This window comes from Streptococcus sp. SG2, assembly GCF_030439925.1.
GTDB lineage: Bacteria > Bacillota > Bacilli > Lactobacillales > Streptococcaceae > Streptococcus > Streptococcus gordonii.
Map to the genome: position 1 here is coordinate 234,795 of NZ_JAQFJD010000001.1, position 11,929 is coordinate 246,723.

An 11,929-nucleotide genomic window follows, 5' to 3' on the forward strand; every position below is an offset into this window, starting at 1 on the left:
GAAGATATAGTTGACAACAGGAGTACCTGCCGGAGTTCTTTAAAGCTAATAATCAAAAAAGGAGATTATCCCTACATGCGTGAAGAACGTCCTATTATCGCCCTTGACTTTCCATCTTTTGACGATGTCAAAGCTTTTTTGGAGCATTTTCCAGAAGATGAAAAACTATTTGTAAAAATCGGTATGGAATTCTTCTATGCTATCGGTCCAGAAATTGTTCATTATTTGAAAGGACTTGGACACAGCATTTTCTTGGATCTGAAGCTACATGACATTCCCAATACTGTGCGCTCAGCCATGTCTGTCTTAGGAACTTTTGGCATCGACATGGTGACGGTTCATGCAGCTGGCGGTGTGGAGATGATGAGCGAAGCTAAGAAGGTTTTGGGAGACAAGGCTAAACTGGTTGCAGTGACTCAGCTGACCTCGACCAGTGAAGAAGATATGCGTGATTGTCAAAACATCCAGACAACGGTTCAGGAGTCTGTTGTAAATTACGCTCGTAAAGCTAAGGAAGCTGGTTTGGATGGTGTAGTTTGTTCAGCTCAAGAAGTTGAACTAATTAAGGCGGCTACTGCTGAAGACTTTCTCTGTGTGACACCGGGTATTCGACCAGCTGGAGCAGAAATTGGTGACCAGAAACGGGTTATGACTCCGCAAGAAGCACATCAAATCGGTAGTGATTATATTGTAGTCGGTCGTCCGATTATCCAAGCTGAAAATCCTTGGGATGCTTATCATGAAATAAAGAAGCAGTGGAATAGCTAAGCAAAACAAGTAATTCGAATTAAATCGTTATACAAAATTAACAGTATCATAAAATTTCAAATTTATAAGGAGCAAATAATGACTTTAGCAAAAGAGATTGCGCGTGATTTATTGAAAATCAAAGCAGTGTATTTGAAGCCAGAAGAGCCTTTTACATGGGCATCAGGTATCAAGTCACCTATTTACACAGACAACCGTGTGACCTTGGCCTATCCAGAGACTCGGACCTTGATTGAAGATGGTTTCGTCGAAAAAATTCGGGCAGAATTTCCAGATGTAGAAGTCATTGCTGGAACTGCGACAGCCGGTATTCCCCACGGAGCCATTATCGCTGATAAGATGAACCTGCCATTTGCCTATATCCGCAGCAAACCAAAAGATCACGGAGCGGGCAATCAAATAGAAGGTCGCGTAGCGCCTGGGCAGAAGATGGTTGTCATTGAGGACTTAATCTCGACTGGTGGTTCGGTCTTGGATGCTATCGCTGCCGCCAAACGTGAAGGTGCGGATGTGATTGGCGCAGCAGCTATCTTTACCTATGAGCTACCAAAAGCAGAAAAGAACTTCAATGAAGCGGGTGTCAAATTGGTCACTTTGTCAAACTATACAGAGTTGATTTACCTAGCTGAGCAAGAAGGCTATATCAATGCTGAAGGATTAGCCTTATTGAAACGCTTTAAGGAAGACCAAGAAAATTGGCATCTGTAAGAGTTTGTTCTGCTTGAGTTTAAACGATATTTCATATCGAAACAGATACTTTATCTTTGCCAAAAGAAAAGCAGCAGTCTCTTGATTGCTGTATTTTCTTAGCTAAAAACCTTGATTTTTGCTATAATAAGCCTATGTCAAAGATTTATCGTCTATCGTTTTCCATTTTACAAAAAATCATGTTAGTCCTTGTAGTACATTGGTTTTTTGTTTCAATCTTTTATATCAGTGAGATGAGTTATTGGGCCTATCCAATTTTTGCTATCTTGCTGATTGGAGCTTATTATTATCGTAAAGAAGTTTTAAAAGTATACCGCTATTTGATGCGACATAAGATCGCGATTATGGTGGCTGTAGTAGTTTTTCAGCTTATTATGATTTGGGCAGCTGAATTACTTGTGCGTCGGGATGCAGCAGTTGTTCTGAACGGGGCATTTCGCTTACTTAAAGAAACATCGATTTCAAGCTATATCACACGTAACCCAAATAACTTACCTCTCTTTCTCTACGAACGCTTTTTCTACAAGCTGTTTGGGGAGTCGTCTGCACTTTGGATAATGCAGGGACTAAACATGGTGTATGCTAATCTAACAGCTTTGATTTTGTATAAGGGAAGTCAAAAATTCTTTAATCAAAAATCGGCTGATGTCGTTTTTAGTCTTTATGTGCTTTTGGCTGGATTTTCTCCTTATTTCTTCTCTATGTATACGGATATTCCGCCACTGCCCTTTATTTCTTTACAGATTTTCTTAATTTTTGGAATCTTTAAAGCTGACAGTATTAAGAAATTGACTGCCTTAAGTATATCATTGGGTTTGCTCACAGGCTTCTTGTATTTTGTTCGCCCGACAGTCATGATTCTCTTGATTGCCTTCTTCGTAACATTCTTTTTGCAGAAGCAGTGGAAAAATTTTCTTTTGGTTTTATCAATATTTGTCCTTGCTTTTGGAATAACCTATAGTGGACTTCATACGGCTATTAAGAACCAGAATGAAGTGACAATTATTCAAAAAGAAGGATTAGCTAAGGGACCGCTTCTCTTTATCAATTTGGGGCTTACATACATAGGTCATAATCAAGCAGATATGAAAGAAGGGTTGCTCCAATATATTGAACCCAACAAAAGAGATGACTATAATAATGGCATGTTTGCTAAGGAAAATGTCATTAAGGAAATTAAGCGTCGCTTGAAGGAATATACACCCGCGACATTTTGGGGGCACTTATATTACAAGCAATCTCTAACGGTGGCAGAAGGGACTCTGGGTTGGCTCTATCGGGATGTTGAAAATGAAAAGACACCATTTATTAATCCTTTATACGAAATGACCAAAAACAATCCACTTGCTCAGTTTGTTCGAACATTTTTTTTAAGCATTGATAAGAAGGAGTATGTCTATTACGCTCTTATAAAGCAGCTAGTTTGGATTGTTATGAGTCTAGGTCTCGTTATGACTTTGTGGAAGTACCGACCAGATGATCGCGTCAATTTTTTGAATCTTGCTGTTTTTGGAGGCTTACTCTTCCTACAGATTTTTGAAGGTGGGAAAACCCGTTACCTCATCCAATTTTTACCACAGATTTTACTGGTTTCTGCTCTTGGTTTAAGTCAGTATTCTCAAGATTTGAAGAAAGTCGTCTGCTACTTAAAAATTTCCCAACGAAAGTCTTTGAAAAGGAATGATTAAAGATGAAAAGACCTGTTCCTATCTATGAACCGCTTTATACCTTGAAGCCCATTGCTGAGAATATCTGGATTGTCGACGGTGATTTGATTGAGATGGATGCGGTGCTGACAAAGTTGCCTTTTTCTACCCGCATGACGGTCATCAAGTTAGCAAATGGCCAGCTCTGGTGCCATTCACCAATCCAACCAAATCAAGCCTTGTTTGACCAGTTGGACGCTTTGGGACCAGTTGCACACCTTGTTTCACCTAATAAGATTCACTATGCCTATATAGCTGACTGGAAGAAGCGTTATCCTAAGGCGATTACTTGGTCTAGCCCAGGAGTGGAAGAGAGAGCAGTCAAGCAGAAAATCCCGGTCTCTTTTGATGAAAAGCTGACAGATAAGGCTCCACAAGCTTGGGAAGACCAGATAAATCAGTTGGTTTTCAAGGGAAGTGCTTATATTGAGGAAGTTGTCTTTTTTCACAAGGACAGTCAAACCTTAATCTTGACAGATTTGATCGAGAATTTTGAAACAGAGCATTTTGCAAGTCCGCTTCGCAGCAAGGCTTATAAATTAGTGCGTGTTGCGGCTCCTGATGGGCAGACCCCTATTGACTATCGTATGACCTTTATCGGTCATCAAAAAGAAGCTAAGGAGTGCTTGGAGCAGATGTTGGCATGGCAACCAGAAAAAATTATACTAGCTCACGGTTCTTGTTTTCTGGAAAATGGAACAGCAAAACTCAGAAGAGCACTTAGGTGGATTCGATAAAATATCCAATCCTAGAAAATGAGAGGAGACATATATGCAACATTCAGCTTGGCACACTTTGATTAAGGAGCAGCTGCCGGAAGGTTATTTTGCAAAAATCAATCATTTTTTAGATGAAGTGTATGCTTCGGGAACCATTTACCCACCTAGGGAAAAGGTGTTTAATGCGATTCAGACGACAGATTTAGCGGATGTTAAAGTGGTTATTTTAGGGCAGGATCCTTACCACGGACCGAGACAGGCACAAGGCTTAAGTTTTTCGGTACCTGATGACATTCCAGCTCCGCCTTCTTTGCAGAATATTCTCAAAGAACTGGCTGATGATATTGGAGTGAAAGAGTCGCATGATTTGACTTCCTGGGCTCAGCAAGGTGTTCTCTTGCTCAATGCTGGTCTGACTGTGCCTGCTGGTCAGGCCAATGCGCATGCTGGCTTAATCTGGGAGCCTTTTACGGACGCTATTATCAAAGTAGTCAATGAAAAGTCTAATCCAGTTGTCTTTATCCTATGGGGGTCTTACGCTCGCAAGAAAAAAGCCTTGATAAGCAATCCTCAACATTTGATAATCGAGTCGGCTCACCCAAGTCCGCTGTCTGCGTATCGTGGTTTCTTTGGTAGCAAACCTTTTTCTCGTACCAATGATTTCTTAGTGGCTAAGGGCTTGGAACCTATCAATTGGTTAGCTTAGGAGGTAATATGGTTCAGTTAGCAACGATTTGTTATATTGATAATGGTCGGGAGTTTCTCATGCTTCACCGCAACAAAAAGCCCAACGACGTTCACGCTGGGAAATGGATCGGTGTCGGTGGCAAACTAGAGCGAGGAGAAACCCCACAGGAATGTGCTGCGCGCGAGATTCTAGAGGAAACAGGTCTAAAGGCAAAGCCCGTTCTTAAAGGCGTTATCACTTTTCCAGAATTTACTCCCGACTTAGACTGGTATACCTATGTTTTCAAGGTAACGGAGTTTGAGGGGGAACTGATTGACTGCAACGAAGGGACTCTGGAATGGGTGCCCTATGATCAGGTTTTGTCTAAACCAACCTGGGAAGGCGATCACACCTTTGTTGAGTGGCTTTTAGAAGACAAGCCTTTCTTTTCAGCAAAGTTTGTTTATGACGGGGATAAGCTGTTGGATACGCAGGTGGACTTTTACGAATAAGGAGATAAGACGATGCTATTAATCAAAAACGGACGAGTTATGGATCCTAAGACTGGTTTTAACCAAATTGCTGACCTCTTGGTTGAGGGGAAGAAAATTGTCAAAATCGGTCAAAATTTGCAGGCAGAAGGAGCAAAAGTTATTGATGCCAGTGGTTTGGTTGTGGCTCCTGGTTTGGTGGATATACATGTGCATTTCCGGGAGCCTGGCCAGACTCATAAGGAAGATATTCATACGGGGGCTTTGGCAGCAGCAGCAGGTGGCTTTACGACTGTTGTTATGATGGCCAATACCAATCCAACCATCTCTACAGTTGAAACCCTGAAAGAAGTTCTGGAGTCGGCTAGTCGTGAAAATATCCATATTAAGTCAGTCGCAACGATCACTGAGAATTTTGATGGTCAGCATTTGACAGATTTCCAAGGTCTCTTGGCAGCTGGTGCAGTAGGTTTTTCTGATGACGGTATTCCGCTGACCAATGCTGGCATTGTCCGCCAAGCCCTTGTAGAAGCGCGTAAAAATAACACCTTTATCAGCTTGCACGAGGAAGATCCCAATCTCAACGGCATACTTGGTTTCAATGAGCATATTGCCAAAGAGCATTTTCATATCTGCGGCGCGACAGGTGTGGCAGAATACAGCATGATTGCTCGCGATGTTATGATTGCTTATGATGCAAAGGCTCATGTGCATATTCAGCATTTGTCCAAGGCTGAGAGTGTAAAGGTTGTGGAATTCGCTCAGAAGCTAGGTGCTCAAGTCACTGCTGAAGCAGCACCTCAGCACTTTTCTAAGACAGAAGCTCTGCTATTGACCAAGGGCAGCAATGCTAAGATGAATCCGCCTTTACGCTTAGAATCGGACCGTCTAGCAGTTATCGATGGGCTCAAATCTGGTGTCATTTCTGTCATTGCGACGGACCATGCTCCACATCATGCTGACGAGAAAAATGTTGAAGACATCACTAAAGCACCTTCTGGTATGACTGGTCTTGAGACTTCGCTTTCTCTGGGACTGACCTACCTAGTTGAGGCTGGCCATCTGAGCTTGATGGAACTTTTGGAGAAAATGACAATCAATCCAGCACGTTTGTATGGTTTTGATGTTGGCTTCATCGCTCAGGATGGTCCTGCAGATTTGACAATATTTGACCCGGAAGCCGATAGACTTGTGACTGACCACTTTGCCTCCAAGGCTGCCAATTCACCTTTCGTTGGTGAAAAGCTTAAAGGCCAAGTGAAGTTCACCATCTGTGATGGGGAAGTTGTTTTTGAAGGATAAACTATAGAAATCTGAGATAAATAAGATCTCAGATTTTTTGTTTAGATACGAACAAAAATAGGTAAATAACAGAAAATAATTCACTTTTACTCCCTTTTTCGATATAATAAAACTAATAAAAAAGAAAAAGAGGACGGTTTATGCAAAAGAAAAAAATTCTTTTACCGCTTTTATTGCTTGCTCCAGCATTTCTAGCTCATCAAGCATACGCAGATGAACAAGTAGCTACTGAACCTAGTCAAGAAGTTGCAGCAGTAACTTCAGCTCAAGAGGGTAATGTCCCGGACGGAGCTATTGATACAAGTGCGCAGGGTAAAGAAAGCGCTTCCGGTCAACAAAATGATTTGCTTGAAGCGAATATTATCCATACAAATGACGTTCACGGACGTATTGTTGAAGAAAAAGGAGTTATTGGAGACGCTAAATTAGCAGCCGTTATTGAAGAGGAACGAAAAAACAATCCTTCAACTCTTGTAGTTGATGCGGGAGATGCCTTTCAAGGACTGCCAATTTCAAATAGCTCCAAAGGTGAAGAGCGTGCTAAACTACTCAATGAGATGGGCTACGATGCCATGGCCGTTGGGAACCATGAGTTTGATTTTGGCCTAGATGAAGCTAAGAAATATAAAGAAATTCTTAATTTTCCTCTTTTAAGTTCTAACACCTATGTAAATGGTGCTCGCTTATTTGAAGCGTCAACTATCGTAGATAAGGATAAGAATGTTGTGGGTGATGAGTTTGTGGTAATCGGTGTGACAACACCTGAAACTGCAACCAAAACTCATCCTAAGAATGTTCAAGGCGTAACTTTTAAAGATCCAATTTCAGAAGTTAATTCAGTTATTGATGAAGTAGAAGCTCGCGCTGCTGCCGAGGGGAAAACATACAAGAATTATGTGGTTTTGGCTCACTTAGGTGTTGATACGACTACTCCAGTAGAGTGGCGTGGATCTACTTTAGCTGAAGCTCTTTCAAATAATCCAAAGCTCAAAGGCAAACGTGTAACGGTTATTGACGGTCACTCTCATACAGTTCAATCTACAACCTATGGAGACAATGTTACTTATAACCAAACGGGAAGTTATTTGAATAACATTGGTAAAATTACTTATAAGGCTAATCAATTATTGGGAAATCCACAACAAATCTCTGCAGCTTCTACTAAAGATGTTGTACCAAATGCTAAAATAGCAGCTATGGTCAAGAAAATTAAGGAAGCTTATGATGCTGAAAATGCTAAAGTGGTCCGTGATAACAGTCCAGTTGAGCTAAACGGCCAGCGTGAAAATGTCCGGGTTCGCGAGACCAATCTTGGTAATGTGGTGGCGGACGCCCTTTACGAATACGGCCAAACTGGATTTAGCCATAAAACAGATCTTGCTGTGACAAACGGTGGTGGTTTGCGTGAAACGATTGCCAAAGATAAGCCAATTACAAAAGGTGATGTGATCGCGGTTCTTCCTTTCGGAAACACCATTTCTCAAATCAAAGTAACAGGTCAAAACATTGCTGATATGTTTGCTAAATCTCTTGGATCAATCTTACAAGAAAAAAATGGCCAGCCTGTTTTAGATGAAAATGGACAACCTCTTCTTGAACCAAGCGGAGGCTTCCTACAGGTTTCAGGTGCTAAGGTTTATTACGATACAACCTTGCCTGCTGAAAAACGTATTTTGTATATTGAAATTAAAAACCCAGAAACCGGTAAGTATGAAAACTTAGATCCTGCTAAAGAATACTATTTGACAACAAATGATTTCTTAGCAGCCGGTGGTGATGGCTACACCATGTTGGGTGGTGCGCGAGAAGAAGGCCCTTCTATGGACGTTGCTTTTGCTGACTATCTAGCTAAAGCAGATTTAAGTGCATATTCGGTTATAAATCCAAATTCCCGTACGATTTCTATTTCTTCTAAAAAAGATAGCGATGGAGATGGAGTTTCTGATATTGAAGAAATCAAAAATGGAACTGATCCATCTGATCCAAAATCTTATCCTGGCAGAACAGATGTTCCAAATGGCCAGTCTAATCAGAATCAAAGTAGCCAAAACTATCAACCTCTTCCAAATTACTCTTCAAATGGCAATGTAGTTCAACCGTCTCCTAAACCAGCAGGCACAGTAGACCCTGCAAAAGAAGAGAAGAAGGAAGAAGTTGTTACAAACAGTAAGCTTTTGACAGTTAATGTTGCTAAAACATTTACATCATCTAAGGCTAGACTTCCTGAAACTGGAACAAAAGAGTCACCAGCTTTACTAATTGTATCCTTGTTTACTGCTTTCTTGGGAATCCTTGGTTTCAAGAAGAGTCAAGAAGACTAAAAAATAAGCCCTAGGGCTTATTTTTTTGGTACTTGTTTAGTGATATTGATTCCCCAAGGGATAAGATTCTCCGATTTATTTTTAATTCTTTCCATGTTATCTCTATGTCGAATCAGAATAATTGATGCTAGAAGAATAATGATCAAAGTAAAAAGAAGATCGTAACTAGGAAGGATAATTCCTAATAAAGGAAATATAAGAACGGAAATAATCGCAAAGCCAGCTACAACAATGCTAGCCAAAGAAATCATACTTCCCAAGTAAAGCGTTACAATAAAAATAATAATCAGATAGGAAAAGAAGAGGGGAGAAAATCCAAGAACAACACCTGCACTTGTAGCAACGGCCTTGCCTCCCTTAAATTCAGCAAAGATAGGAAAGGTGTGGCCAAGAACAGCTATTAGACCAAAAATCATGGGTGATATACCATTGATATGGAGAAAAAGTGGAAGTAGGGTTGCAAGAGTTCCTTTTAGAAAGTCGATTGCAAAAGTAACAGTTCCAGCTGTCTTTCCTAAAATACGGAAAGTATTAGTTGTGCCGGTATTTCCACTACCGTATTCTCGTAAATTCTTTTTAAAGAAAATCTGTCCAATCCATAAACCTGTTGGAATTGAACCCAGTAAATATGCCAAAATTAGGCCCAAAATTGTATTTATCATAAATTTATTATATCACGAATTTTGCTTTGTATTTAACAATCTAGTAAATTATTTGTCTAATCCGATAAAAATGTTTATTTCAAGGCTTTTGTGACAAAAACTTTTGCAAAATTTTATAAAAACTTGTAAGATAGTAAGGATGAATAATGCAGGAGGTTCCTTGTGGCAAAGAAGGAAATCAATATTAATAATTATAATGATGATGCCATTCAAGTATTAGAAGGGTTGGATGCGGTACGTAAACGTCCAGGTATGTATATCGGATCCACTGACGGGACAGGACTCCATCATTTAGTGTGGGAAATCGTGGATAATGCGGTTGATGAGGCTTTATCAGGTTTTGGTGATCGGATTGATGTCACCATCAATAAAGATGGGAGCTTAACAGTATCTGACCATGGACGCGGGATGCCAGTTGGTATGCACGCTATGGGTATCCCTACTGTTGAGGTCATTTTTACAGTATTACATGCTGGTGGTAAGTTTGGTCAAGGTGGTTATAAAACTTCAGGAGGACTCCATGGGGTTGGTTCTTCGGTCGTTAATGCCCTATCTAGCTGGTTAGAAGTAGAAATTACTCGTGACGGTACAGTCTACAAGCAACGCTTTGAAAATGGCGGAAAACCAGTCACTACGCTCAAGAAAATCGGTACTGCACCTAAGTCCAAGTCTGGAACCAAAGTGACCTTTATGCCGGACGATACGATTTTTTCAACGATTGATTTTAAGTACAACACTATTGCCGAGCGGCTTAAGGAATCAGCCTTCCTGCTCAAGAATGTCCGCCTGTCTCTGACGGATGCTCGCACTGGCGAAGAAGTAGAGTTCCATTATGAGAATGGTGTTGAAGATTTTGTCAGCTATCTCAATGAAGACAAGGAAACACTGACTCCGGTTCTCTATTTTGAAGGAGAGGAAAGTGGTTTCCAAGTTCAAGTGGCTCTCCAGTATAATGACGGTTATTCAGATAATATCTTATCCTTTGTTAATAATGTCCGCACCAAGGACGGTGGTACTCATGAGACGGGGCTCAAGACCGCTATTACCAAGGCTATGAACGACTATGCCAGAAAGACGGGTCTGCTCAAGGAAAAGGATAAGAATCTGGAAGGTTCAGACTATCGCGAGGGTCTATCTGCCGTCTTATCAATCTTAGTTCCTGAGGAGCATTTACAGTTTGAAGGCCAGACCAAGGACAAGTTAGGTAGTCCCTTGGCTCGTCCTGCTGTGGACTCCATTGTCTCTGACAAGCTGACTTTCTTCCTCTTGGAAAACGGTGAGTTGGCATCAAACCTCATCCGCAAGGCTATCAAGGCTAGAGATGCGAGAGAAGCGGCCCGCAAGGCGCGTGACGAAAGCCGTAATGGCAAGAAAAATAAGAAAGACAAGGGCTTACTCTCTGGTAAGCTAACTCCGGCCCAATCTAAGAATCCAGCTAAGAATGAACTCTATCTGGTAGAGGGTGACTCTGCCGGTGGCTCTGCCAAGCAAGGACGTGACCGTAAGTTCCAAGCCATCCTGCCACTGCGCGGTAAGGTTATCAATACTGCTAAGGCTAAAATGGCTGACATTCTTAAGAACGAAGAAATCAATACCATGATCTACACAATCGGAGCTGGTGTTGGTTCAGACTTTACCCTTGAGGATGCCAACTATGACAAGATCATCATCATGACCGATGCGGATACTGACGGTGCCCATATTCAAACCTTGCTGCTGACCTTTTTCTATCGCTATATGCGCCCGCTGGTCGAGGCTGGCCGCGTCTATATCGCCCTGCCGCCTCTCTATAAGATGTCCAAGGGTAAGGGCAAGAGCGAAGTCGTCGAGTATGCCTGGACTGATGGCGAACTGGATGACCTGCGCCGCAAGTTTGGTAAGGGAGCCATGCTCCAGCGCTACAAGGGGCTCGGCGAAATGAATGCCGACCAACTCTGGGAGACGACTATGAACCCTGAAACTCGCACTCTCATCCGTGTCACCATCGAAGACTTGGCTCGTGCAGAACGCCGTGTCAATGTCCTCATGGGTGACAAGGTCGAACCACGCCGTAAGTGGATTGAGGATAATGTTAAGTTTACGCTAGAAGAAGCGACAGCTTTTTAAAATTTGTTTAACTAATCATTATAGATAATTACATTATTTAGGAGTTTTATTATGAAAAAAATCTATACACTGGCATTACTTGTATTTTCAGTATTTATCCTAGCTGCTTGCTCTTCGCAGGAAGCTTGGCTAAACGGTACATGGAAGAGTGAAAAAACAAAAAGCACCTATGTTTTTGAAGAAAAGCAAGGTAAATGGAACATTTTAAACGGTAAGGAAAAAATTGCTGAAAAAGGCGATGTAAAAGATAAAAAAGGCGATCAATTCACTATTGTTGATGCTAATGGTAATCGTCATCAGATAAAAAAAGTTGATGAAAATACTATTGAATATCAATCTTTTACATCCGACGGAATTTCTGCAACTAATGGAGAAAGTTTTAAATTTAAAAAGGATAAGTAGAGTTATTTTGAGATTTAGGTGAGCAGAGGAGTGATTAGATGACTATACTTGGAATGGTCGGTCTCATCTTTCGAGAC

General features: G+C 41.2%; 11 protein-coding genes. 10 read left to right on the forward strand and 1 reads right to left on the reverse strand.

All coding sequences use genetic code 11. The annotated features are described in order from the left end of the window. Positions 1 to 75: 75 nt before the first annotated feature. The 8 genes from pyrF to nt5e all read left to right on the forward strand — a co-directional run bounded on the left by pyrF (position 76) and on the right by nt5e (position 8,682). A complete protein-coding gene (gene pyrF, locus PCY09_RS01150) occupies positions 76 to 768 on the forward strand; it encodes an orotidine-5'-phosphate decarboxylase (protein ID WP_045503251.1) in 693 nt (230 codons plus the stop codon). Positions 769 to 846: 78 nt separating this feature from the next. Further along, on the forward strand, positions 847 to 1,476 hold the full coding sequence (gene pyrE / locus PCY09_RS01155) for an orotate phosphoribosyltransferase (RefSeq protein WP_061602367.1): 630 nt from the start codon (positions 847 to 849) through the stop codon (positions 1,474 to 1,476). A 134-nt stretch (positions 1,477 to 1,610) separates the two neighbouring features. Beyond that, positions 1,611 to 3,164 carry a glycosyltransferase family 39 protein gene (locus PCY09_RS01160; protein ID WP_061595956.1) on the forward strand — a complete coding sequence of 518 codons (1,554 nt, stop codon included), beginning with the start codon at positions 1,611 to 1,613 and terminating at the stop codon, positions 3,162 to 3,164. Between the two features lie 2 nt (positions 3,165 to 3,166). Then, positions 3,167 to 3,919, forward strand: a complete 753-nt coding sequence (locus PCY09_RS01165; RefSeq protein WP_061598805.1) for a DUF4336 domain-containing protein — start codon at positions 3,167 to 3,169, stop codon at positions 3,917 to 3,919. Between the two features lie 34 nt (positions 3,920 to 3,953). Then, on the forward strand, positions 3,954 to 4,607 hold the full coding sequence (locus PCY09_RS01170; protein ID WP_061595897.1) for a uracil-DNA glycosylase: 654 nt from the start codon (positions 3,954 to 3,956) through the stop codon (positions 4,605 to 4,607). Between the two features lie 8 nt (positions 4,608 to 4,615). Beyond that, positions 4,616 to 5,080, forward strand: coding sequence for an 8-oxo-dGTP diphosphatase (locus PCY09_RS01175; protein ID WP_002904550.1), 465 nt, complete (start codon positions 4,616 to 4,618; stop codon positions 5,078 to 5,080). A 12-nt stretch (positions 5,081 to 5,092) separates the two neighbouring features. Beyond that, positions 5,093 to 6,361 carry a dihydroorotase gene (locus tag PCY09_RS01180; RefSeq protein WP_125397131.1) on the forward strand — a complete coding sequence of 423 codons (1,269 nt, stop codon included), beginning with the start codon at positions 5,093 to 5,095 and terminating at the stop codon, positions 6,359 to 6,361. 140 nt (positions 6,362 to 6,501) lie between these two features. After that, complete coding sequence (nt5e, locus tag PCY09_RS01185; RefSeq protein ID WP_061586209.1) at positions 6,502 to 8,682, forward strand: cell surface ecto-5'-nucleotidase Nt5e; 2,181 nt, start codon at positions 6,502 to 6,504, stop codon at positions 8,680 to 8,682. A gap of 17 nt (positions 8,683 to 8,699) precedes the next feature. Here nt5e and plsY read toward each other — a convergent pair whose 3' ends face one another. Beyond that, positions 8,700 to 9,344, reverse strand: a complete 645-nt coding sequence (gene plsY / locus PCY09_RS01190) for a glycerol-3-phosphate 1-O-acyltransferase PlsY (protein WP_012000642.1) — start codon at positions 9,342 to 9,344, stop codon at positions 8,700 to 8,702. Between the two features lie 162 nt (positions 9,345 to 9,506). Between plsY and parE the strand changes: the two genes are divergently transcribed. After that, positions 9,507 to 11,450 carry a DNA topoisomerase IV subunit B gene (parE, locus tag PCY09_RS01195; protein ID WP_060970354.1) on the forward strand — a complete coding sequence of 648 codons (1,944 nt, stop codon included), beginning with the start codon at positions 9,507 to 9,509 and terminating at the stop codon, positions 11,448 to 11,450. A gap of 51 nt (positions 11,451 to 11,501) precedes the next feature. After that, a complete protein-coding gene (locus PCY09_RS01200) occupies positions 11,502 to 11,852 on the forward strand; it encodes a hypothetical protein (protein ID WP_061602018.1) in 351 nt (116 codons plus the stop codon). Positions 11,853 to 11,929: the final 77 nt, after the last annotated feature.